This window comes from Microlunatus capsulatus (assembly GCF_017876495.1).
GTDB lineage: Bacteria > Actinomycetota > Actinomycetes > Propionibacteriales > Propionibacteriaceae > Microlunatus > Microlunatus capsulatus.
In genome coordinates this window covers 2,913,374-2,935,865 of the sequence record NZ_JAGIOB010000001.1, presented here as the reverse complement: position 1 = coordinate 2,935,865, position 22,492 = coordinate 2,913,374, and the positions used below count along the sequence as shown (strand labels likewise).

23 protein-coding genes are annotated in these 22,492 nt (G+C 75.4%); 11 read left to right on the top strand and 12 right to left on the bottom strand.

The window, feature by feature from the left end; all coding sequences use genetic code 11:
- The first annotated feature begins 74 nt into the window (after positions 1 to 74).
- Together JOF54_RS13540 and JOF54_RS13535 are read left to right on the top strand one after the other, a co-directional pair.
- A complete protein-coding gene (locus JOF54_RS13540) occupies positions 75 to 848 on the top strand; it encodes a CPBP family intramembrane glutamic endopeptidase (RefSeq protein WP_372443492.1) in 774 nt (257 codons plus the stop codon).
- On the top strand, positions 845 to 1,477 hold the full coding sequence (locus tag JOF54_RS13535) for an alpha/beta fold hydrolase (RefSeq protein WP_210056708.1): 633 nt from the start codon (positions 845 to 847) through the stop codon (positions 1,475 to 1,477). The genes JOF54_RS13540 and JOF54_RS13535 overlap by 4 nt, the downstream gene beginning before the upstream one ends.
- Here the strand turns inward: JOF54_RS13535 and JOF54_RS13530 are convergent.
- A complete protein-coding gene (locus tag JOF54_RS13530; RefSeq protein ID WP_307804154.1) occupies positions 1,474 to 2,358 on the bottom strand; it encodes a sugar phosphate isomerase/epimerase family protein in 885 nt (294 codons plus the stop codon). The genes JOF54_RS13535 and JOF54_RS13530 overlap by 4 nt on opposite strands.
- Positions 2,359 to 2,466: 108 nt before the next feature.
- Here JOF54_RS13530 and JOF54_RS13525 point away from each other — a divergent pair, with 108 nt between their 5' ends.
- Entirely contained in the window at positions 2,467 to 3,255 is a 789-nt protein-coding gene (locus JOF54_RS13525; RefSeq protein WP_210056706.1) for a DUF3109 family protein, read from the top strand.
- Between the two features lie 30 nt (positions 3,256 to 3,285).
- Entirely contained in the window at positions 3,286 to 3,921 is a 636-nt protein-coding gene (locus tag JOF54_RS13520; protein ID WP_210056704.1) for a VOC family protein, read from the top strand.
- Between the two features lie 29 nt (positions 3,922 to 3,950).
- On the opposite strand, the gene JOF54_RS13515 is transcribed toward JOF54_RS13520, so the two are convergent.
- A complete protein-coding gene (locus JOF54_RS13515; RefSeq protein ID WP_210056701.1) occupies positions 3,951 to 4,391 on the bottom strand; it encodes a DUF6069 family protein in 441 nt (146 codons plus the stop codon).
- Between the two features lie 169 nt (positions 4,392 to 4,560).
- Here JOF54_RS13515 and JOF54_RS13510 point away from each other — a divergent pair, with 169 nt between their 5' ends.
- From JOF54_RS13510 to disA, 3 genes are all read left to right on the top strand, one after another.
- On the top strand, positions 4,561 to 5,643 hold the full coding sequence (locus JOF54_RS13510) for a histidinol-phosphate transaminase (RefSeq protein WP_210056699.1): 1,083 nt from the start codon (positions 4,561 to 4,563) through the stop codon (positions 5,641 to 5,643).
- A 70-nt stretch (positions 5,644 to 5,713) separates the two neighbouring features.
- Positions 5,714 to 7,132, top strand: a complete 1,419-nt coding sequence (radA, locus tag JOF54_RS13505) for a DNA repair protein RadA (protein WP_210056697.1) — start codon at positions 5,714 to 5,716, stop codon at positions 7,130 to 7,132.
- Positions 7,133 to 7,178: 46 nt separating this feature from the next.
- On the top strand, positions 7,179 to 8,243 hold the full coding sequence (gene disA, locus JOF54_RS13500; RefSeq protein ID WP_210056687.1) for a DNA integrity scanning diadenylate cyclase DisA: 1,065 nt from the start codon (positions 7,179 to 7,181) through the stop codon (positions 8,241 to 8,243).
- Between the two features lie 100 nt (positions 8,244 to 8,343).
- Here disA and JOF54_RS13495 read toward each other — a convergent pair whose 3' ends face one another.
- Positions 8,344 to 9,090 (bottom strand): hypothetical protein, encoded by a 747-nt coding sequence (locus JOF54_RS13495; protein WP_210056679.1) that lies wholly within the window; start codon positions 9,088 to 9,090, stop codon positions 8,344 to 8,346.
- A gap of 82 nt (positions 9,091 to 9,172) precedes the next feature.
- Between JOF54_RS13495 and JOF54_RS13490 the strand changes: the two genes are divergently transcribed.
- Positions 9,173 to 10,066 carry an iron-sulfur binding domain-containing protein gene (locus JOF54_RS13490; protein ID WP_307804152.1) on the top strand — a complete coding sequence of 298 codons (894 nt, stop codon included), beginning with the start codon at positions 9,173 to 9,175 and terminating at the stop codon, positions 10,064 to 10,066.
- Between the two features lies 1 nt (position 10,067).
- Here JOF54_RS13490 and JOF54_RS13485 read toward each other — a convergent pair whose 3' ends face one another.
- Positions 10,068 to 10,961: an EamA family transporter gene (locus JOF54_RS13485; protein ID WP_307804150.1), complete on the bottom strand. Its 894-nt coding sequence runs from the start codon at positions 10,959 to 10,961 to the stop codon at positions 10,068 to 10,070.
- Between the two features lie 86 nt (positions 10,962 to 11,047).
- Here JOF54_RS13485 and JOF54_RS13480 point away from each other — a divergent pair, with 86 nt between their 5' ends.
- On the top strand, positions 11,048 to 12,010 hold the full coding sequence (locus JOF54_RS13480; RefSeq protein WP_210056677.1) for an alpha/beta fold hydrolase: 963 nt from the start codon (positions 11,048 to 11,050) through the stop codon (positions 12,008 to 12,010).
- 130 nt (positions 12,011 to 12,140) lie between these two features.
- On the opposite strand, the gene JOF54_RS13475 is transcribed toward JOF54_RS13480, so the two are convergent.
- The 4 genes from JOF54_RS13475 to JOF54_RS13460 form a co-directional block, all read right to left on the bottom strand.
- Positions 12,141 to 14,681, bottom strand: a complete 2,541-nt coding sequence (locus tag JOF54_RS13475) for an ATP-dependent Clp protease ATP-binding subunit (RefSeq protein WP_210056675.1) — start codon at positions 14,679 to 14,681, stop codon at positions 12,141 to 12,143.
- A 246-nt stretch (positions 14,682 to 14,927) separates the two neighbouring features.
- Complete coding sequence (locus JOF54_RS13470; RefSeq protein WP_210056673.1) at positions 14,928 to 15,272, bottom strand: histone-like nucleoid-structuring protein Lsr2; 345 nt, start codon at positions 15,270 to 15,272, stop codon at positions 14,928 to 14,930.
- Positions 15,273 to 15,340: 68 nt separating this feature from the next.
- Entirely contained in the window at positions 15,341 to 16,288 is a 948-nt protein-coding gene (gene nadC, locus JOF54_RS13465; RefSeq protein WP_307804148.1) for a carboxylating nicotinate-nucleotide diphosphorylase, read from the bottom strand.
- Positions 16,285 to 18,024, bottom strand: coding sequence for an L-aspartate oxidase (locus JOF54_RS13460; RefSeq protein WP_210056671.1), 1,740 nt, complete (start codon positions 18,022 to 18,024; stop codon positions 16,285 to 16,287). Before JOF54_RS13460 ends, nadC begins: the two co-directional genes overlap by 4 nt.
- 7 nt (positions 18,025 to 18,031) lie before the next feature.
- Here JOF54_RS13460 and JOF54_RS13455 point away from each other — a divergent pair, with 7 nt between their 5' ends.
- On the top strand, positions 18,032 to 19,000 hold the full coding sequence (locus JOF54_RS13455; protein WP_210056668.1) for an SAM-dependent methyltransferase: 969 nt from the start codon (positions 18,032 to 18,034) through the stop codon (positions 18,998 to 19,000).
- Between the two features lie 4 nt (positions 19,001 to 19,004).
- Positions 19,005 to 20,162 (top strand): NADH-quinone oxidoreductase subunit D-related protein, encoded by a 1,158-nt coding sequence (locus JOF54_RS21085; protein ID WP_210056660.1) that lies wholly within the window; start codon positions 19,005 to 19,007, stop codon positions 20,160 to 20,162.
- 93 nt (positions 20,163 to 20,255) lie between these two features.
- Here the strand turns inward: JOF54_RS21085 and JOF54_RS13445 are convergent, their stop codons facing one another.
- From JOF54_RS13445 to folB, 4 genes are read right to left on the bottom strand one after another with little or no spacing between them, the layout of a single operon-like run.
- The gene (locus JOF54_RS13445) at positions 20,256 to 20,939 is read right to left on the bottom strand and encodes a hypothetical protein (protein WP_210056658.1); all 684 of its coding nucleotides are present in this window, start codon (positions 20,937 to 20,939) and stop codon (positions 20,256 to 20,258) included.
- A 57-nt stretch (positions 20,940 to 20,996) separates the two neighbouring features.
- Positions 20,997 to 21,494: a DUF3180 domain-containing protein gene (locus tag JOF54_RS13440; protein ID WP_210056655.1), complete on the bottom strand. Its 498-nt coding sequence runs from the start codon at positions 21,492 to 21,494 to the stop codon at positions 20,997 to 20,999.
- Between the two features lie 6 nt (positions 21,495 to 21,500).
- Positions 21,501 to 22,067, bottom strand: coding sequence for a 2-amino-4-hydroxy-6-hydroxymethyldihydropteridine diphosphokinase (gene folK, locus JOF54_RS13435; RefSeq protein ID WP_210056654.1), 567 nt, complete (start codon positions 22,065 to 22,067; stop codon positions 21,501 to 21,503).
- Positions 22,064 to 22,462 carry a dihydroneopterin aldolase gene (gene folB, locus JOF54_RS13430; protein WP_210056651.1) on the bottom strand — a complete coding sequence of 133 codons (399 nt, stop codon included), beginning with the start codon at positions 22,460 to 22,462 and terminating at the stop codon, positions 22,064 to 22,066. Before folB ends, folK begins: the two co-directional genes overlap by 4 nt.
- Positions 22,463 to 22,492: the final 30 nt, after the last annotated feature.

Here is a 22,492-nt window from a genome sequence, read left to right as displayed (position 1 = left end):
CCCGAGGCGCTGGACGACACATCCTCCGGTCCGGACCCGCTGGAGTGCCCCGTTGGGCGGGGCAGGATGGTCCCGTGAGCGCGCAGCCCGCGGTGGCGACGGTGGACCGGACGCGGATCGGCCTCGAGGTGGCGCTCGTGCTGGCGCTCTCGCTGGGGCAGTCGGCCGTCTACTCGGTGCTCCGGATCGTCGAGCGGCTGACCCGCGACGTGCCGCTCTCGGCGCAGACGTCCACCCTCAACGCCTCGACGACGCCCGACCGGCCCTGGCTCGACCTCGCCTACCAGCTGGCGAACATCACCTTCGCCTTCGTGCCGGTGCTGCTAGTGCTGTACCTGCTGGACCTCACCGACCGGCCGGCCGGAGCCCTCATCGGCTTCGACCTGCGGCGGCCGCGCTTCGACCTGGCCGCCGGCGTCGCCCTGGCCGCGGCCATCGGCATCCCGGGCCTCGGCCTCTACCTCGGGGCGCGCGCGCTGGGCCTCAACACCGACGTCCAGGCCTCGGCCCTGGCCGGCGCCTGGTGGACGATCCCCGTGCTCGTGCTCTCGGCCTTCCAGAACGCGGCGCTGGAGGAGGTCGTCATGATCGGCTTCCTCTTCACCCGGTTCCGCCAGCTGCACTGGCAGCCGTGGGTGGTGCTGCTGGTCAGCGCCGGCATCCGCGGCTCCTACCACCTCTACCAGGGCTTCGGCGGCTTCGTCGGCAACCTGCTGATGGGTGTGCTGCTGGGGCTGGTCTACCTCCGCTGGCGACGGGTCGGCCCGCTCGTCGTCGCGCACACCCTGCTCGACGTCGTGGCGTTCGTGGGCTACGCGCTCGTCGCCCCGCACGTGAGCTGGCTGTGACGGCGGCCGGACCCGCCGTCCTCCTGCTGACCAGCGCGTCGGCGCCGCCGGCCGGCGTCGACGCCCTGCGGACGGCGCTCGCGGAGCACGGGCCCGTCGCCGTCCCCCGGTGGGGCGTCGACCCCGCCGCCGCCGACCCGCTGGCCGGACCCGCGGCCACCGTCCGCGCCGGGCTCGACGCGTCGGCGCCGGTCGTCGTCTGCGGGGTGGGAGCAGGGGCTCTGCTGGGTCTCCGGCTGGCCGCGGTGGCGCCGGACCGCGTCGCCGGGCTGGTGCTGGCGACGGGTCGGGCACCCTCGGGGCGCCGGCTCGTCCGCTCCGTTCACCGCGGCGTGGCCGACCTGCTGCCGGTGCCGGTCCTGCAGCGCCTGCACGCCGACGAGCGCACGCTGCTGCGGACCCTCGACCTCGTCCGACCCCAGGACGCACGCGCCGACGCCGCCCGGGTGCGCGTCCCGGCTCGGGTGGCCTGGGGCCGGCACGACCCGCTGGACCGGCTGGCGGCGCACCGGCTGGCCGCCGCGCTGCCCGCGGGCGCGCTGGTGGCCGTGGACGCCGGGCCCGGCTGGGTCTGGCGCGAGCCGGAGCGGCTCGCGGCCGTCGTGGCCGACGAGCCTGCCGCCGGCTAGAGGCTCTCGGTCGTCCCGCCGCCGTCGGTGGCGAAGGACGGCTGGGCCGGCGCGGCCAGGTGCAGCCGGGCGAAGGCCAGCGACTCGGCCAGGTCCTCCTCGCGGCTGGCCCGCGTCGGGTTCTTCCGCGAGTTGAGCTCCAGGACGACGTGGCCCGAGAAGTTCTGCTCGGCGAGGTGCTCCAGCACCGCGCCGGCGTGCTGGTCGCCGCGGCCGGGCACCAGGTGCTCGTCCTTGACCGAGCCGCTGCCGTCGGTCAGGTGCACGTGCCGCAACCGGTCGCCCCAGGAGCGGGCGAGGTCCAGCGACTGCTGGCCGGCCGTGGAGGCGTGGGAGAAGTCGAGGGTGAGGTCGGCGTAGTCCAGCTCGGTCGGGTCCCAGCCCGGCACGTAGGCCTTGAGCTCGCCGGCCGGGGTGCGCCAGGGGTACATGTTCTCGACGCAGAAGAGGATGCCGGTGCTCTCGGTGAGCCGGCGGACGCCGTCGACGAAGTTCCGGGCGTACTCGCGCTGCCAGCGGAAGGGCGGGTGCACGACGACGACGTCGGCGTCGAGGCGCCGGGCGGCCTCGGCGGAGCGCTCGAGCTTGGCCCACGGGTCGGTGCCCCACACCCGCTGGGTGATCAGCAGGCAGGGCGCGTGGATGGCCAGCACCGGGATGCCGTGGTAGTCGCGGAGCTTCTCCACGGCGTCGATGTCGGCGGCGACGGGGTCGATGCCCACCATCACCTCGACGCCGTCGTAGCCGAGCCGGCGCGCCAGCTCGAAGCCGCTGGCGGTGGTCTCGGGGTAGACCGAGGAGGTGGAGAGGCCGATCTTCGCCGACGGCACCCTCACCTGCTCCCCGGAGGGGCCCGCGGGGGGCGCGACGTCATTCGGCACGCACCCAGCGTAGTGCGCGCGACCGATCGCCGGGGCGGCACGGCGGGCTCGTCCACCGGCCGGTCGGCGCCGGTCCCCGACCGCCGCCCAGCGCCTACGCTCGTGCCCGTGCCCGAGGTGCTGATCGGTTTTCCCCGCGCCTTCGTCGACCTGCCCGACCCGGCCGACCCCGACCAGGTGTTCCACTGCGACCTGACCTGGCTGACGTCGCGCTGGACCTGCGTCTTCGGCGACGGTTGCCGGGGCATCTACGCCGACCGGCCCGACGACGGCTGCTGCACCCTCGGCGCGCACTTCGCCGACGCCGAGGACGAGGCCCGGGTGGCCGCCGCCGTCGCCCGGCTGACGCCGGAGGTCTGGCAGCTGCAGCCGCGCGCCGGCGCCGAGGGCTGGGTCGAGCTGGAGGGCGAGGAGTCGGTGGCCGAGGGCGACGTCCCGGGCCGCAAGACCCGGGTCGTCGACGGGGCCTGCATCTTCCTCAACCGGCCCGGGTCGGCCGCCGGGGCTGGCTGCGCGCTGCACAAGCTGGCCCTGGACGAGGGGCGACCGATCACCGAGACCAAGCCGGACGTCTGCTGGCAGCTGCCCATCCGGCGCCAGTACCGCACCGTCACCCGGACCGACGACACCACCTACACCGAGGTGTCCATCGGGGAGTACGGGCGCGACGGGTGGGGGCCCGGCGGGCACGACCTGGACTGGTACTGCACCTCCAACACCGAGGCCCACGTCGGCCGCGAACCGGTCTACCGCTCGTGCCGCGACGAGCTCCTCGCGCTGATGGGCGGGCCCGCCTACGACCTGCTGGTGGCCTGCTGCGACGACTTCGACGAGCGCCGCAGCGACCTGCTGCGGCACCCGGCCGGCGCGGGCCGGGTGAACGGGCCGGATGCGTGACTGTCAGCGGATGAGGCCATGATGAGGCCCATGCATCTCGATCACCTGTCGTTCGCCGCCGGGCCCGAAGGCCTCGACGCGACGACGCAGCGGCTCAGCGCCCTGCTGGGGACGCCGTTCCACGAGGGCGGCTTCCACCCGCGGTTCGGCACCCGCAACAAGATCCTGCCCATGACCGACGGCCAGTACCTCGAGGTCGTCGAGGTCCTCGACCACCCCGCCGCCGACAAGGCCCCCTTCGGCCAGGCCGTCCGCGCCCGGTCCGAGGACGGCGGCGGCTGGCTCGGCTGGGTCGTCTCCGTCGACGACATCGCCCCCGTGGAGGAGCGGCTGGGCCGCGCCGCCGTCGAGGGCCACCGCGTGCTCGCCGACGGCACCCGCCTGGAGTGGCAGCAGCTCGGCATCAAGGGCCTGCAGTCCGACCCGCAGCTGCCCTTCTTCGTCCGCTGGCGCAGCGACCCGGCCGTGCACCCCTCGCACGGCGGTCGCGAGGTCGAGCTGCTCCGGCTCGAGATCGCCGGCGACCGCGAGCGGGTGGACGACTGGCTCGGCGGGCGCTCGGACACGATCCTGCACGACGTCGACATCGACTGGATCGCGCCGAACGGCCAGCCCGGCCTGGTGGCAGCCCTGTTCAGCACGCCGCGCGGCGAGGTGCGGATCTAGCGCCTCCCGGCGACGGCGGGGGCGCTCGCTCAGACCGGGCGGTGCGGGTCCAGCCGGCGGAGCCGCAGCAGGGCCAGGACGGCGATGACGGCCAGGGCCACGTGGCAGAGCGCCAGCGCGACGGTGCTGGTGCCGTCGAAGTCGGCGGGCAGGGTCAGCAGCGGGACGCTGACCAGCGCCAGCACCGGGGCGACCACCAGCGCCACCAGGAGCACCTTCGGCCACCGCCGGGACAGCACCGCGGCCAGGGTGAGCCCGATCGCGAGCGGGACCACGGTGAAGCCGGCGACGGTCAGGGCGTCCACCTCGGCGGGCGCGTCGCCCGCGGTGAAACGGTAGCTCCCGCCGGCCAGCCGGCCGACCGCGAAGATGAGCAGGTCGACCGCCAGCGCGACCAGCACCGTCACCACGACGAGGACCGAGCGCGGCCGGCCGCGCTCCACCGCGACCAGGCCCGGGGCGGCGCTCACCAGGAGCCGCCGGTGCGCGGGGTGCGGGCGGTCGGGGCGTCGGGGCGCGGGATCAGGGGCACGGGGCCAGCCTAGGACCGGCGGCCGGTCCCCAGGGGGCGCCGCGCACGGCCGTCCGGCGTCCGGGGACGACGCCGGCCTGCCGGGCTCGCGCTGTCAGGATGGGGTCATGCCGGTCCGCATCCGTCCCGCCGTCGCCGCCCTGCCCGCCTACAAGCCGGGCCGACCGGCCCCCGCGGGCTCGACCGGACCGGCCTACAAGCTGTCGAGCAACGAGAACCCCTACCCGCCGCTGCCGGGCGTGCTGGCGGCCACCGAGGCCGCGGTGGCGGGCATGAACCGCTACCCCGACCTGGCCAACACCGCGATGGCCGCCGCGGTCGGCGCCCGGCTGGGGGTCGCCCCGGAGTCGCTGGCCTTCGGCACCGGCTCGGTCGCCGTCCTCTACCACCTGCTGGCCGCCGTCTGCGAGCCCGGCGACGAGGTCGTCTTCGCCTGGCGCAGCTTCGAGGCCTACCCGATCGCGGTGCAGATCACCGGGGCCACGCCCGTCCGGGTGCCGCTGGGCCCGGGCGCGGAGCACGACCTCGACGCCCTGCACGCGGCCATCACCCCGGCCACCCGCGTCGTCATGCTCTGCACGCCCAACAACCCCACCGGTCCGGCTATCCCGCACGACGCGCTGCTGCGCTTCCTCGACGCGGTCCCCGAGGACGTGCTGGTGATGGTCGACGAGGCCTACGTCGAGTTCGTCGACGACCCGGCCGCCGTCCGCGGGCTGGAGGTGCTGCGCGACCGGCCGGGCGTCGCCGTGCTGCGGACGTTCTCCAAGGCCTACGGGCTGGCGGGCTTCCGGGTGGGCTACTGCGTGGCCGAGCCGGCGCTGGCCGCCGCCGTCCGAGCGGTGTCGCTGCCCTTCGGCATCTCGGTGGCCGCGCAGGCGGCCGTGCTGGCCAGCCTGGAGGCCGAGCCGGCGCTGCAGGCCCGGGTCGAGGCGCTCGTCGGGGCGCGGACCGGCCTGCGCGACGGACTGCGCGGGCTCGGCTTCGACGTGCCCGACGCCCAGGGCAACTTCGTCTGGCTGCCCGCCGGGCCGCTCACCACCGCCTACGGCGAGGCCTTCGCCGCCGGCGGGGTCGTCGTCCGGCCCTACGCGGCGGGCGAGCCCGGCGACGGGGTGCGGGTCACCGTCGGCGAGGACGCCGCCAACGCGCGGGTGCTCGAGGTCGCGGCAGGGCTCCCCCGGCCCTGACCCACCGCCCGCACCCGGGTCACGGCGCGGCCCGGCCAGAACTGTCGGTGGCTCCGCCTACGGTGCAGCCATGGCGAAGACGACGACGCGTCCGGCGTTCACCTGCACCGAGTGCGGCTGGACCTCGGCCAAGTGGGTGGGCCGCTGCAACGAGTGCCTGACCTGGGGCAGCGTCGTCGAGCAGGGCGCTCCCAAGCTGGCCTCGGTGCGCTCCTCGGTGCCGGTGGCCAAGGCCGTGCCGATCAGCCAGGTGAGCGCCGACGCGGCCACCCGCACGCTCACCGGCGTCGGCGAGCTGGACCGGGTGCTGGGCGCCGGCGTCGTGCCCGGCGCCGTCCTGCTGCTGGCGGGCGAGCCGGGCGTCGGCAAGTCCACGCTGCTGCTGGAGGTCGCGGCCCGCTGGGCCAAGGCCGGCCGGCGCACCCTCTACGTCAGCGGCGAGGAGTCCGCGGCCCAGGTGCGGCTGCGGGCCGGCCGGACCGACGCCCTCGCCGACGAGCTCTACCTGGCGGCCGAGACCGACCTGGGCACCGTGCTGGGCCACATCGAGGAGGTCGCGCCGTCGCTGATGGTCCTCGACTCGGTGCAGACGGTCGGCACCGCCGAGGCCGACGGCTCCCCCGGCGGGGTGACGCAGGTCCGCGAGGTGACCGGCGCGCTGGTCCGGGTGGCCAAGCGTCGCGGGATGGCCGTCATCATCGTCGGCCACGTCACCAAGGACGGCGCCATCGCCGGGCCCCGCCTGCTGGAGCACCTGGTCGACGTCGTGCTGGCCTTCGAGGGCGACCGGCACTCCGGCTTCCGGATGGTCCGGGCCACCAAGAACCGCTTCGGCCCGGCCGACGAGGTCGGCTGCTTCGAGATGGGCGAGCAGGGCATCGTCGAGGTCCCCGACCCGTCCGGGCTGTTCACCTCCCGGCACGCCGAGCCCGTGCCCGGCACCTGCGTCGCGGTGACGATGGAGGGCCGCCGGCCGCTGCTGGCCGAGCTGCAGGCCCTCGTCGCGCCGTCCCCGCTGCCCCAGGCCCGGCGCACCATGCACGGGGTCGACACCGGCCGGATCGCCATGGTGCTCGCCGTGCTGGAGCGCCGCTGCCGGGTGAAGCTGTACGACCGCGACGTCTACGTCTCCACCGTCGGCGGCGCGAAGGTCGCGGACCCCTCGGCCGACCTGGCGGCGGCCCTGGCCATCGCCTCGGCCGCGACGGGCACCACCATCCCGCACGGCGTGGTGGCCCTGGGCGAGGTCGGGCTGGCCGGCGAGCTGCGCCGGGTGCCCGGCACCGACCGGCGGCTGGCCGAGGCCGCCCGGCTCGGCTTCACCGAGGCGGTCGTCCCGGCCGAGAGGGGCCAGGCCCGTGACCGGATGCCGTCAGTGCAGCACGGCCTGCGGGTGCACGCCGCCGCGACCCTGCAGCAGGCGCTCGACGCCGTCGGGCTGCTGCCCCGGCGCGGGTCCGGGAGCGCCCCCAGCGCGGACGTCGGGTGAGCCCGCGCCCCTAGGATGGTGCCGCAGGTCGACGGAGGTGGGGGAGATGGCGGGCGCGGACCAGCGGAGCGGTCTCTTCGAGCACCTGGCACGGATGGCTCCCGGCACCCCGCTGCGGGACGGCTTCGAGCGGATCCTGCGCGGCCGCACCGGCGCCCTCGTGGTCCTGGGCCGCAACGCCGTCACCGACGCCGTCTCCACGGGCGGCTTCGCCCTCGACGTCCCCTTCAGCCCCACCGCGCTGCGCGAGCTGGCCAAGATGGACGGCGCCATCGTGCTGGACCTCGAGTCCGACCGGATCGTCAGCGCCGGCGTCCAGCTGATGCCCGACGCCGCCATCAGCACCGTCGAGACCGGCACCCGGCACCGCACCGCCGACCGGGTCGCGCGCCAGTCGGGGCTCCCGGTCGTCTCGGTCTCGGCGTCGATGTCGACCATCTCGCTGTTCATCGACAGCCACCGGCACGTCTTCGAGCAGTCCGACGCCATCCTGTCCCGGGCCAACCAGGCGCTGCAGACCCTGGAGCGCTACCGCGCCCGGGTGTCGGAGGTGACGGCGCGGCTGTCCTCGCTGGAGGTGCAGGACCAGGTGACGGTCTCCGACGTCGCCCTCGTCGCCCAGCGGCTGGAGATGGTGCGCCGGCTCAACGCCGAGCTGGACGGCTACGTCGTCGAGCTGGGCACCGACGGCCGGCTGCTCGCCCTGCAGCTCTACGAGCTCAGCGCCGGGCTGGACGACCTCCGCGAGCTGCTGGAGCGCGACTACCGGCCCGACGGCGACGCCGGCTTCTCCTTCGCCTCGCTCGCCGGACTGGACCTGTCAGAGCTGCTGGACCCGCTGGCCGTGGCCCGGGCGCTCGGCTTCGGAGGGCAGAACCACCTGGACACCCGGGTCTCGGCCCGCGGCTACCGGCAGGTGGCCCAGATCAACCGGCTGCCCGTCGGCCTGGGCGCCCGGCTGATCGAGCACTTCGGCTCGCTGCAGGCCCTCTTCGGGGCCACCTCCACCGAGCTGCAGGCGGTCGAGGGCGTCGGCGAGAGCCGCGCCCGCACCATCCGCGACGGCCTGCTCCGGCTGGCCGACGCCGCCTACGACGACCGCGTCGACTGAGCCGCACCGGGGATCGCGGCCTGAGCCTGTCGAAGGCCCTTCGACGAGCTCAGGGCGCGGTGCCGGGCGATCTGCTGGTTCGGGCCGGGCTGACGCGGGGTCAGCCGCCGAGGATCATCCGCAGCTGGACGGGCTTGGCGCCGTCGAGCTGGGCCGTGGCGAAGTAGGTGCCGGGCCGCGGGACCTCGGGACGGCTCTTGCACCCCGCCCGGGACCGGTCGCCGCCCCAGCCCATCGTCCACTCCAGGGCGTCCTCCGCCTTGACCGTCGCCTTGCGGGGCTTCACGGCGGCGGCGCAGTCGTCGCTGCTCCAGATCCGGTCGGTGCCGGAGTAGATCTTCAGCTCGAAGGTCTTCGGCGTCACCGACACGACGCAGGTGGTGGCGCTGCCGTTGATGAGCGAGAGCGTGAAGGTCGTCTTCTGCCCGGGCTTCAGGCGCTGCTTGCCGGTGAGCGTGGCCCGCAGGTCCTCGGCCGGGCAGGCGACCGGGCCGGTCGGGGTCGGCTTCGGGCTCGGCGTGGCCTTCGGCTTGGCCGACGCGGACGCCGACGGCTTGCTCGACGGAGAGGCCTCGGCCGAGGCCGAGGCCGAGGCGGAAGCACTCGGTGAGGGCGACGCCGACGCCGACGTGCTGGCTGACGGCGAGGGGGACGGGCTGTCGGCGGGCGGTGCGGTCACGGCGGGCGGCACCGGCTCGGCGGAGACGGCGGACCCCGAGCGGGTGGCGTTGACCACCAGCGCGACAACCAGCCCCGCGACGACGACGAGCGCGATGATGACGGCGACACGACGAGCCCAGTAGGTCTCCTCGGGCTCCGGCCCCACGGGGTGCAGCACGGTGCTCATGGCCCGAGGGTAAGCAGCCGGGACCCGGCGACCGGGCAGGCACGCCGGGCCGGGCTCCGCGGGCGCGGGTACGGTGTCCGCCGTGACTGACGACCCCGCCGACCGGCGCACCGCCGTCGTCGAGCGGGTGCTCGCCTGGTACGCCGTGCACGCCCGCGACCTGCCGTGGCGACGCCCCGGCACCAGCCCGTGGGCGGTGGTGGTGAGCGAGTTCATGCTCCAGCAGACGCCCGTCGAGCGGGTCCGCGAGCCCTGGCGGGCGTGGCTGGACCGCTGGCCGACGCCGGCGGCGCTGGCGGCCGCGCCGGCGGGCGAGGCGGTCCGGGCGTGGGGGCGGCTGGGCTACCCGCGCCGCGCGCTCCGGCTGCACCGCGCCGCCGTGGCCATCACCGAGGAGCACGACGGCGAGGTGCCCGCCGACCGCGAGGCGCTGCTGGCGCTGCCCGGCGTCGGCTCCTACACCGCGGCCGCGGTCGCCAGCTTCGCGTTCGGCCGGCGCGAGGTCGTCCTCGACACCAACGTCCGCCGGGTGCTGGCCCGGGTCGACGGCGGCGTCGCGCACCCGGCGGCCGGCCAGACCGTGGCCGAGGTCGCCGCGGCCGCCGCCTTCGTGCCCCCGGAGCCGGCCGTCGCCGCCCGCTGGGCCGTCGCGGTGATGGAGCTGGGCGCCCTCGTCTGCGTGGCCCGCAGCCCGCGCTGCGACGTCTGCCCGGTGCAGGACCTGTGCGCCTGGCGGGCGGCCGGCCACCCGGCCTGGGACGGCCCGCCGCGCCGGGGCCAGGGCTACGACGGCACGGACCGGCAGTGCCGGGGCGCGCTGCTGGCCGTGCTGCGCTCCAGCGACGAGCCCGTGGCCCTCGACGAGCTGGCGCAGGCCTGGCCGGAGGAGACCCAGCGGACCCGCTGCCTGGCCTCGCTGGTGGCCGACGGCCTGGTGGTCGCGCCCGCCCCCGGCACCGTCGCCCTGCCCGGCTGAGTCAGACGGTCGCGGGCCCGCGGGGCTCGCGCGAGGTCCGCGTGGAGCCGACGCTGGCCACCACGACGCAGGCCATCGCCACCCACTGCACGGGCGCCAGGAACTCCGCGAGCAGCAGCATCGCGGCCAGCGCGGCGACGGCCGGCTCCAGGCTCATGAGGATGCCGAACACCCGCGGGGTGATCCGGCGGAGCGCGGTGAGCTCCAGGGAGTACGGGATCACCGAGCTGAGCAGCCCGACGGCGAGGCCCAGCAGCAGCACGCGCGGCTCCAGCAGTCCCGCACCCGCCTCCAGGACGGCCGGCGGCGCCAGGGCGAGGGCGCCGACCAGGCTGGCCACCACCAGCCCGGACACCCCGGGCCAGCGCTTCCCGGTGCGGGCGCTGAGCAGGATGTAGCAGGCCCAGCCGGCGGCGGCCAGCAGCGCGAAGAGCACCCCGGCGAGGTCCAGCCGCGTGCGGGAGAACCCGAGCAGCGCCACCCCGAGCCCGGCCAGCACCACCCAGACGAGGTCGCGCGGCCGCCGGGACCCGGCCACGGCGACGGCCAGCGGGCCGAGGAACTCGATGGTCACGGCGAGGCCCAGCGGGATCCGGGCGAAGGACTGGTAGATCGCCCAGTTCATGGTGGCCAGGCTGACGCCGAACAGCAGGGCGACGACCCAGTCGTCGCGGGTGTGGCCGCGCAGCCGGGGCCGGACCACCAGCAGGAAGACGACGGCCGAGGTGACCAGCCGGAGCCACACCATCGCCGTCGGCGGGACCAGCGGGAACAGCTGCTTGGCGATGGCCGCGCCGAACTGGACCGAGACGATCCCGCCGACCACCAGCCAGACCGCCGGGACGCGCTCGAGGGTCCAGGTGCCGCGCGCTGGGGTGGAGGCGTCCGCGGTCACCGGCCCACCCTTCCACAGCGCGTCGGACCCGCTGTGCGTGGTCCGGGCGGCGGGTCGGCCAGACTGGGCGGCCGAGGAGGTGGACCGTGGCCCGCAGCAGCGCGACCGAGGTGGAGGTGGCGCGCGTCCACCACGACGGCGTCTGGGCGCGCACCAGCACCGTCGGCCACGACGGCACCCGGGCCTTCCTGCTGGTGCCGGGGATCGGCGTCTCGTCGAACTACTTCGAGCGGCTGGCCTTCCACCTCAACGAGTTCGGCCCCGTCGTCGCCCTGGATCTGCCGGGCTTCGGCGGCGTCCCGCACCCCCGGGGCGGGCGGCGGATGACGATCGGGGACTACGCCGAGCTCGTCGACCGGGTGATCGAGGAGCGCGGGCTGGACGACCCGGTGGTGATCGGGCACTCGATGGGCACCCAGGTGGTCGCGGCGCTGGCCGCGCGCCGCCGGCTCAGCGACGTCGTGCTGATCAGCCCCGTCGTCAACCGGCACGAGCGGACGGTCCCCCGCGCCGGCCTGCGCTTCCTGCAGTCGAGCCTGCACGAGCCGCCCCGGGTGGCGGCCATGGCGCTCTACGCCTACCTGCTGTGCGGCGTGCGCTGGTTCTCCCGCGTGCTGCCGTCGATGATGCGCTTCCCCATCGAGGACGTGCTGCCCGGGGTCAGCGCGCGGGCGCTGGTCATCGCCGGCCAGCGCGACGCCCTGTGCCCGCCCGCGTGGGTGGCGGAGGTGGTGGACCTGCTGCCGGACGCCACCAGCCGGCGGATCCCCGACGCGGCGCACTCGGTCATGCACGCGAACGCGGAGGAGGTCGCGCGGCTCTGCGTGGCCCACGCCCGGCGCACCCCGCCGGAGGAGGTGCGGGCGCCCGAGCCCGCGGGTCGCGTCGACCACCCCGAGCCCTCGGCGGGTGACACCGTCCGGGCGGCCGCCGGCGGCCTCACCGAGCTGCGGGGCATCCTCGCCGACGACGACGCGCTGGTCGCGCGGGGCAAGACGATGGCGGCCGAGGCCGGCGAGGACGCCGCCCGCCGCGCGGCCGAGGACTGACCGCTCCCCCACGACCGCTCCCCCGCGTGACCCGGGTGGGCGGGCGGGCGGACCCCGGTCGCGTCCGGACAGCCGAACGGCCAGGCCCCCACCCGCGGGTGGTGACCTGGCCGTCGTGGGACGTCAGCGCTCAGTCGTCGCTGGTCGCCTCGGTGCCGTCGTTGAAGCCCTCGATGATGCCGCCGAACTCCACCGGCGGGACGTCCGGCGCCGAGGCCCGGTCGTTGCCCGTGAAGGTGAAGGGCTCCTCGGAGCCCGGCTCGGCGACGTCGACGACGACGATCTGGCCGGCGTGCAGCTCGGAGAACAGGATCTTCTCCGCGAGGGTGTCCTCGATGTCGCGCTGCAGCGCGCGCCGCAGCGGACGCGCCCCGAGCGTCGGGTCGAAGCCGCGCTGCGCGATCAGCGTCTTGGCCGCCGGCGTGAGCTCGATGCCCATGTCGCGGTCCTTCAGCCGGATCTCGATCTGCGCCACCATCAGGTCGACGATGTGCTCGATGTCCTCCTGCGTGAGCTGGCGGAACACCACGATCTCGTCGACGCGGTTGAGGAACTCCGGGCGGAAGTGCTGCTTCAGCTCGTCCGCGACCTTGGCCTTCATCTTCTCGTACGAGCCGCCGCCGTTGCCCGCCCCGCTGAACCCGAGGGACACGCTCTTGGCGATGTCCCGGGTGCCCAGGTTGGTGGTCATGACGATGACGGTGTTCTTGAAGTCGACGACCCGGCCCTGGGCGTCGGTCAGACGACCCTCGTCCAGGATCTGCAGCAGCGAGTTGAAGATGTCCGGGTGGGCCTTCTCGACCTCGTCGAAGAGGACCACGCTGAACGGCTTGCGCCGCACCTTCTCGGTGAGCTGGCCGCCCTCCTCGTACCCGACGTAGCCGGGAGGCGAGCCGAACAGCCGCGAGGCGGTGTGCTTCTCGGAGTACTCGCTCATGTCGAGCTGGATGAGCGCGTCCTGGTCGCCGAACAGGAACTCGGTGAGCGCCTTGGTGAGCTCGGTCTTCCCCACGCCGGACGGGCCGGCGAAGATGAACGAGCCGCTGGGGCGCCGCGGGTCCTTGAGGCCGGCGCGGGTGCGCCGGATGGAGCGGGACAGGGCGCGGACGGCGTCGTGCTGGCCGATGTAGCGCTTGCCCAGCTCCTCCTCCATGTTGAGCAGGCGGGCCGACTCCTCCTCGGTGAGCTTGAAGACCGGGATGCCGGTGCTGGCGGACAGCACCTCGGCGATGATCTCCTCGTCCACCTCGGCCACCACGTCGAGGTCACCGGACTTCCACTGCGCCTCCCGCTCGGAGCGGGCGGTGAGCAGCTTCTTCTCGTCGTCGCGGAGGCCCGCGGCGCGCTCGAAGTCCTGCGCGTCGATCGCCGCCTCCTTCTCGAGGCGGACGGCCGCGACCTTCTCGTCGAACTCGCGCAGGTCCGGCGGCGCCGTCATCCGGCGGATCCGCAGCCGGGCACCGGCCTCGTCGATCAGGTCGATCGCCTTGTCGGGCAGGAACCGGTCGGAGATGTAGCGGTCCGCCATCTGCGCCGCGGCCACGAGGGCCTGGTCGGTGATGGTGATCCGGTGGTGCGCCTCGTAGCGGTCCCGCAGCCCGCGCAGGATGTCGATGGTGTGCGCGATCGTCGGCTCCGCCACCTGGATGGGCTGGAACCGGCGCTCGAGGGCGGCGTCCTTCTCGACGTACTTGCGGTACTCGTCGAGGGTGGTCGCGCCGATCGTCTGCAGCTCGCCACGGGCCAGCATCGGCTTGAGGATGCTCGCCGCGTCGATGGCGCCCTCGGCGGCCCCCGCACCCACCAGGGTGTGGATCTCGTCGATGAACAGCACGACGTCGCCGCGGGTCTTGATCTCCTTGAGCACCTTCTTGAGGCGCTCCTCGAAGTCACCGCGGTAGCGGCTGCCGGCCACCAGCGCGCCGAGGTCGAGGGTGTAGATCTGCTTGTCGCGCAGCGTCTCGGGGACGTCGCCGCGGACGATGGCCTGCGAAAGGCCCTCGACGACGGCGGTCTTGCCGACGCCGGGCTCGCCGATCAGCACCGGGTTGTTCTTGGTGCGCCGGGAGAGCACGGTCATCACGCGCTCGATCTCTTTCTCGCGCCCGATGACCGGGTCGAGCTTGTTCTCGCGCGCGGCCTGCGTCAGGTTGCGGCCGAACTGGTCCAGGACCATCGAGGACGACGGCGTGCTGCCGGTCTCGGGGGCGCCGGACGTCGCGGCCTCCTTGCCCTGGAAGCCGCTGAGCAGCTGCAGGACCTGGTTGCGCACGCGGTTGAGGTCGGCGCCCAGCTTGACCAGCACCTGCGCGGCGACGCCCTCGCCCTCGCGGATGAGGCCCAGCAGGATGTGCTCGGTGCCGATGTAGGAGTGGTTGATCTGGAGGGCCTCGCGCAGGCTCAGCTCGAGAACCTTCTTGGCGCGCGGCGTGAACGGGATGTGCCCGCTCGGGGACTGCTGGCCGTGGCCGATGATCTCCTCGACCTTTTGGCGGACCGCCTCCAGGGAGATGCCGAGAGATTCCAGGGCCTTGGCGGCGACACCCTCACCCTCGTGGATCAGGCCGAGCAGGATGTGCTCGGTCCCGATGTAGTTGTGGTTGAGCATGCGAGCCTCTTCTTGTGCCAGCACCACGACACGACGGGCTCGGTCGGTAAACCGCTCGAACATGATGATTGCTCCTCGCCTGCGGTGCGACCCTCGCCCTCGTGGGAGAAGCCGGCACCGTCGCTGTTCACTGTAGTAGGCCGTGCGGACTGCGCTCTGGCTCCGAGTCTCGCACCTGACCGTCGCGCGCGGGCGACGAGCAGGGCCTTCGAGGGTTACAACCACGTTCCCGCCTGTGGGATTCCGGTTGGGCCGGACCGCCCACCTCAGCGGCGTTCGCGCAGAGCGCACAAGATGGTGCGCCCCGGATCAGCCGTGGGCGCGCTCGTAGGCCTCGCGGACCTCCGACGACACCCGTCCGCGGCTGCTGACGTCGTGGCCGTTGGCCTGGGCCCAGGCCCGGATCTCGCTGGTGCTGCCGGCCCCGTCGGCGGCCTTCGGTGCGGCGCCGGTGGGTCCGCCGACGCGGCGGCGACGGCCGCCGGTCTTGCGCGCGTGGCCGATCCAGACGGCCAGCTCGTCGCGCAGCTTGTTCGCGTTGTCGCTGCTGAGGTCGATCTCGTACTCGGCCCCGTCGAGGGCGAAGGAGACGGTCTCGTCGGCCTCGCCGCCGTCGTAATCATCTTCCAGGATGATCTGCACTCGCTGCGCCATCTGCGTACCTCCGCTATTCATTCGACCTCGGGCAGAAAACACATTAGCGCAGGAGCACGGAAAAGCACTCAGAGAAACTCCAGGGCGATATCGAGCACCGGAGCAGAATGTGTGATCGCGCCCACGGCCACGAAATCCACGCCGGTCGTGGCGACGGCGGCCGCGCTGGCCAGCGTCAGCCCGCCGCTGGCCTCGAAGACCGCGCGGCCGCGCAGCTCGGCGACGACGGCCGTCATCTCCTCCACGGTCATGTTGTCCAGCAGCACGTCGCGCGCGCCGGCCGCGACGACGTCGCGGGCCTGCTGGGCCGAGGTCACCTCGACCTGCACCCAGACGTCGGGGAAGGCCGCGCGGACGGCCTCGAAGGCGGCGACGACCCCGCCCGCGGCGATGACGTGGTTGTCCTTGACCAGCGCCGCGTCGGCCAGCGACATCCGGTGGTTGACCCCGCCCGCCACCCGGACGGCGTACTTCTGCAGCATCCGCAGGCCCGGCAGGGTCTTGCGGGAGTCCCGCACCCGGGTGCCGCTGCCCGCCAGCGCGTCGACCCAGGTGGCGGTGGCCGTGGCGGTCCCCGACATCAGGGTGAGCAGGTTGAGGGCGACCCGCTCGGCGGTCAGCAGCGCCCGGGCGTTCGCGTGCACGCCCAGCACGACGTCGCCGGTGGCCACCCGGTCGCCGTCGGCCGCGTGCACGGTGACCTCCAGCGGACCGGCCGGCTCGCACACCGCGGCCAGCACGGCCGCGGCGACGTCCAGGCCGGCCAGCGTCCCGGGGCGGCGGACGGTGAACGCCGCCCGAGCGGTGGCGTCGGCCGCGATGGTCGCGACCGAGGTGACGTCGACGCCGTGCCCGGTGCCGGCGGGCAGCACACCGCGGCCGCCGAGGTCCTCGTCCAGGGCCTCGGCGACGACGAGGTCGACGGCGTCGGCGTCCAGCCCGGCCGCCACCAGGCGGTCCCGGACCTCGGCGCGGGTGCGCAGGACGGGGACGTCGGGCGCGGGTGCTGTGGTCACGGCTGCTCCTGCTCGGTGGGGACGTAGTGGTGGACGAGGCCGGCGGCCGGGTCGGCCCGGACCTCGAGGTGGCCCTGCCACCCGGGCCGGCGGCCCTCGTGGTCGTCGCGCCAGTGGGCGCCGCGCGACTCCTCGCGCAGCAGGGCCGAGGCGGCCACGGCGGTGGCCACGGTGACCAGGTTGGTCGCCTCCCAGGAGGAGAGCACGCCAGCGCCGGCCGGCTGGCCGGCCAGCCCGGCGAGCTCGTCCAGGCAGGCGACCAGGCCGGCCGCGTCGCGCAGGCCCCCCGCGTGCCGGCTCATCACCTGCTGGACCGCGGGCACCACCGCGGCGTCGACCAGGCCGGCGGGCCGGTCGTCGACGGCGGGGCGGCGCCGGGGCGGCGGGTCGGCCAGCAGCCGGGCGGCGATCCGGCGGGCGAAGACGAGGCCCTCCAGCAGCGAGTTGGAGGCCAGCCGGTTGGCGCCGTGCACGCCGGACGAGGCGACCTCGCCGCAGGCGTAGAGCCCGCCGAGGCTGGTGGCGCCGTCGAGGTCGGTGCGGACGCCGCCGCAGAAGTAGTGGCAGGCGGGCGCCACCGGGATGAGGTCGACGGCGGGGTCCAGCCCCAGCTGGCGGCAGCTGTTGAGGATCGTCGGGAAGCGCACCCGCCAGGTCTCCTCGCCCAGGGCACGGCCGTCGACGAAGACGTGGTCGGAGCCCTCGCGGGCCATCTCCTTCATGATCGCCTTGGCGACGACGTCGCGCGGGGCCAGCTCGGCGAGGTCGTGCTGGCCGACCATGAACCGCTCGCCGGCGCCGTTGACCAGCAGCCCGCCCTCGCCGCGGACGGCCTCGCTGACGAGCGGCAGCTGGCCGCGGGCCCCGGCGCCCATGAAGAGCACCGTCGGGTGGAACTGGATGAACTCGAGGTCGCGCAGCACCGCGCCCGCCCGCAGGGCGGCCGCCACGCCGTCGCCGGTGGCCACCGGCGGGTTGGTGGTGACGGCGTAGATCTGGCCGATCCCCCCGGTGGCCAGCACGACCGCCCGGGCGTGCACGGCCCCGACGCCGCCGCGGCTGCCCTCGCCCATGACGTGCAGGGTGACGCCGGCGACGGCGGCCGGCTCGTCCGGTCCGGTCTCGGCGGGGATGAGGTCAAGGACCAGGGCGTGCTCGACGATCTCGATGCCCGGGTCGGCCTTGACGGCCGAGACGAGCGCGCGCTCGATCTCGGCGCCCGTCGCGTCACCGCCCGCGTGGGCGATCCGGCGCCGGTGGTGGCCGCCCTCCCGGGTCAGCTCCAGGGCACCGGCGGCGTCGCGGTCGAACTCGGCGCCGCGGGCGATCAGGGTGGCGACCTCGGCCGGGCCCTCGCTCACCAGCACCCGGACGGCGGCCTCGTCGCACAGCCCGGCGCCGGCCACCAGGGTGTCCTCGACGTGCTGCTCGACGGTGTCGCCCTCGCCCTGGACCGACGCGATGCCGCCCTGGGCCCACGGCGTGGAGCCGGCCGCGACGACGTCCTTGGTGACCACCAGCACGGTGCCGAGCCCGCGGCACTCCAGCGCGGCGGTGAGCCCGGCGATGCCGGAGCCGACGACGACGACGTCGACCTCCTGCGTCCAGCCCGGCGGCTCCGAGGCCAGCCGGCCCGGGAGGACGGGCAGCCCGGGGAGCGCGGCCAGCGGAGCAGGGGGGAGCCCGCCCGGCGCGGGGGCGGGCGGGGGCTGCTGGAGAGCAGCGTCGGGCACCATGGCGCCCATGGTCCCCCATGCGCCGTCGTTCCTCGACGCGTGGGTGAGCGCCGCCACGGAGCCCGGCGGGTTCTGGGCCGCCGAGGTCCCCTCAGCGCACTTCCGGACCGCGTCGACGCTGGGTCCCGAGCTCGCCGACGCCGTCGCCGCCCTGCTCCGCGACCGCCCGGAGGTGGGCCGGGTCGTGGAGCTGGGGGCCGGTGAGGGCGCGCTGCTGCGGGGGCTGGGCGCCGTCCGGCCCGACCTCGCGCTGGTCGGCGTCGACGTGCGCGGACGGCCCCCCGGGCTGGCGGGGGCCCTCGGCTGGGTGGGCGACCGCTGGGACGTCCGCGGGGACCGCTGGGCGGACGGAGCGGTGCCCGACCTGCTGGCCGACGGGCCGCCGACCCTCGTGCTCGCCGTGGAGTGGCTGGACGACCTGCCCTGCCCCGTCGTCAGCCGCACGGGCACCGGCTGGCACGAGCTGGACGCCGACCTCGAGCCCCGCGGCGTCCCCGCCGCCGCGGACGAGGCGTGGCTGCGCCGCTGGTGGCCGGACGGCGAGCGGGCCGAGGTGGGTCGCACCCGCGACGCGGCCTGGGCGGCGGTGGTCCGCGCGCTGGCCGGCGGTCCGGGTGGCGCCGCGCTGGCCGTGGACTACGGCCACGAGCGGGGCTCCCGTCCGCCGGCCGGCTCGGTGGCCGCCTTCCGCGCGGGGCGGGCCGTCGCGCCGCGGCCCCGGGCCGACCGCAACCTCACCGCCCACGTCGCGCTCGACGCGGTCGCCGCGGCCGGCACCGCCGCCGGCGCCCGGACCGTGCTCGTAGGACGCCAGGCGGAGGTGCTCCCCCGGCTGCTGCCGCCGGTCCCGCCGTCCGCCGACCCGCTCGCCGCCCTCGCCGCGCGGAGCCGTCGGCAGGCGCTGACCGCCCCCGCCGGGTGGGGCGCGCACCGCTGGCTGCTGCAGGAGGTGGCCGCCGGCGCTGTGGCACCCTGAGCGGGTGCACGCGCCGCTCCGGGTCCTCGTCGGCTCGCTGGCCGCCGGCGTGCTGCCCGACGCGGCCGCCCCGGCGCCCGACGGCACCCTGGTCCTCGACCTCGGCGCCGACCACCCGAGCAGCACCGGCCTGGTCGCGCTGGACCTGTGGACCGACGACGGCCGGGTCACCAGCGCCCGGGTGGTCGTCGGCGCCCTGCACCGCGGCGCGGAGAAGCTGTTCGAGGTCCGCGACTACCGCCAGATCGGCATGCTCGCCGACCGGCACGACTGGCAGGCCCCCTTCTTCGGCGAGCTCGGCGTCGCCCTGGTCTGCGAGCAGCTGCTGGGCCTGGAGGTGCCGGCCCGGGCCTCCTGGCTGCGCGTCCTGCTGGCCGAGCACACCCGGGTGCTCAGCCACCTCGGGCTGCTGTCCGCCGTCGCCGCCCGGCTGCCCGGCGCCCCCGCGCTGCCGCGGCTGCGCGAGGCGCTGCGGGAGCAGACGCGGGCACTCACCGGCAACCGCGTGCACCCGATGGTCGCCCGGATCGGCGGCCTCGCCGTCGACGCCGACCCGGCCTGGCTGGCCGCCGAGGTCGCGCTGACCGGACGCGTCCGCGCGGCGGCCCAGCAGGTGGCGGACCTGCTCGCCGGATCCCCCGCCGTCGGGGCCGGCGTCGCGCCCGTGGACGCCGCGACGGTCACCGCCTTCGGCCTCGGCGGGGTGCTGGCCCGGGCCGCCGGCGTCGACCTCGACCTGCGGCGCACCCCGTCACCGCTCCCCTGGGCCGAGCTGGCCGCGGGGCTGCGACCCGTGCCGTCCACCGCCGGCGACGCCCGGGCCCGCTGGGCCGCGCTGCTGGCCGAGGTGGTCGACGCCTGCGGGCTCGTCGCGGCCTGTGCCGCCCGGCTCGCCGACGTCGGCGGGCCCGTCGAGGTGCGGCTGGGCAAGATCGTCAAGCTGCCCGAGGGCGAGGCCTACCTCGCGCTCGAGGCGCCGCTGGGCGTGGCGGGGTTCTTCGTCGTCTCGCGCGGGGAGAAGACGCCCTGGCGCTTCGCCCTGCGGACGCCGTCGTTCAGCAACGCCGCCGCCCTGGAGCAGGTCCTGGTCGGCGTGCCGGTGGCCGACCTCGAGGTCGCGCTCGCCTCCGTCGGGTACGTCGTGGGCGACATCGACCGCTGAGCGCGGTCCCCGTGGTCTCCTCGGTCACCGCGGTCTGGGCTCGTCAGGGCCCTTCGACAGGCTCAGGGAGCGGAGGCTCAGGGAGCGGGTGCCTCAGGCGAAGCGGCGGTCGGCCTCGTAGTTGGGGAGGACGCCGCGGATGGTCTCGAGGGTGCGCAGGTCGAGGACGAGGGAGTCCTCGCGCTCGGTGAGGGCGTCGAGCTCGTCCTGGGGGCGCTGCGGGATCTGGTGCACCTGGGCGCCGTCCTCGTCCAGCTCGGCCTCGAGCTCGGAGACGCGGGTCTCCAGCCCGACGATCCGGACCTCCTGCTTCTGCACCGTGGTGCGCAGCGAGGTGATGGTCCGGTCACGGTCGGCGACGGCGGTGCGCAGCGAGGTCCGGTCGCCCTCGAGGGAGAAGACCTCGTGCCGCAGCCCGGCGATGGTGACCCGCTGCCCGTCGACGACGGCGACGGTCTCGCGGGCCCGGTCGGTGAGGGTGTCGACGACCTCCGCGTTGTGCCGGCGCTCCTCGCTCAGCTGGGCGCCGTGCTGCTGGGTGGTCTGCAGCAGGGTGCGGGCGTGCCGGCGCTCGGCGTTGAACAGCTCGCGCCAGGCGCACACGCAGGCCACCACGGCGGCCGCCACCGCGACCGCGACGCCGACCCGGGTGGCCCACAGCGGGCCGAAGGCGGCGGCGACGGCGATGACGGTCCCCGCGACGAGCACGACCTCGGACGCGCGCCGGAGGCCGGCGGTCGGGGCGGAGCGGGAGGCGGAGGCGCGCACGGAGGTCACGGCGTCACGATAACGGCGCGGCACCGCCCGGCCCGGCAACGGCGCGCGGCCACTCCGTCAGCGGCGGTCGCGGTCCGGCTCGTCCTCGTCGTCGTCGGAGCCCGGCACCTTGCAGGCCCGCTCCAGCGCCAGCCCACCGACCATCAGGGCCAGCCCGGCCACCACGGCGACGGCGGAGCGCACGACCCGCTCGCGCGGGGTCACGGCGTCCAGGTCGCCCAGGAAGTTGAGGGCGAACCCCAGGTAGCCGCCCGCCACCAGGGCACCGGCCAGCGCCGACGCCTTGCCCAGCACCAGGAAGGCGACGGCCCGCTGCGGTTCCACCCGCTCGCGGCGCACCTGGATCCGCTGGTGGGTGCTGCGGGCCAGCGCGCCGACGAGGGCGGCGAAGACGAGCAGCCCGATCGGCGCGGACCACGGGACCTGGGGCGGGAGGGCGTCGAACGCCCCCGCGGTGACGACGACGATCCACCCCGTCAGCCCGCCGAAGAGGGCGGCGACCACGAGGGCGCGACGGGGCGTGAGGGCGACGGACCCGCCCGGCTGCTCGGCCAAGCGGCGTCAGTCGCTCTCGACGCTCAGGTCGTCGCGCCGGGTGACGCCCGCGGTGTCGACGGCGTCGGCCAGCTCGGCGACGGTCCCCTGGCGCCCGGGCAGCGTGCCCTTGGGGTCGACCTCGGCCCACGGCACGAGGACGAAGCCGCGGTCGCCGGCCAGCGGGTGCGGCAGGGTCAGGTCGGGCTGGTCCACCTCGGTGGTGCCGACGAGGATCAGGTCGACGTCCAGGGTGCGCGGGCTCCAGCGGCCGGTGCTGCGGTCGCGGCCGTAGGCGTCCTCGACGGCCTGGGCGCGCTCCAGCAGGGTGCGCGGCTCCAGCGTCGTCTCGGCGACCAGCACGATGTTGAGGAAGGCCGGGCTGTCCTCGGGACCGCCGACGGCCGCCGTCTCGTAGACCGAGGAGACGTCGACGACGATGACGTCCGGGGTGTCGCGCAGCGCGTCGACGGCGCCTTGGAGGTTGCTGAGCCGGTCGCCCAGGTTCGAGCCGATGGAGTAGACGACCTTGCGCAGCGGCTTCATGCCGCTGAGGGTGTCGGTGTCGATCGCGTACGGGTTGGGGGAGGTCATGCCTTGCTCCTTGTCAGGGTGACGGCGACGTCGGTGGCGGGCACGGGCATCGGGGCGTCCGGCTTGTGCACGGTGACCTCGACGCTCTCCACCGCGGGACGGCGGAGGCAGGTGCGGGCGATCCGGTCGGCGAGGGCCTCGATGAGGTCCAGCGGCTCGCCCTCGATGTCGGCCACCACGTCGGCGGCGAGGACGCCGTAGTCGACGGTCAGCTCCAGGTCGTCGGTCTCGGCGGCGGGGGCCAGGTCGAGCGTGCAGACGACGTCGGCGACGAACCGCTGCCCCTGCTCGCGCTCGAAGTCGAAGACGCCGTGGTGCCCGAAGCCGGCCAGCCCGCGGAGGGCGACCCGGTCACGGGCGGGCCCAGCCGTGCGCGCACGCGTGTCGTCGACCATCCCCACCTCCTTGGAAGGGGCACCTTACCT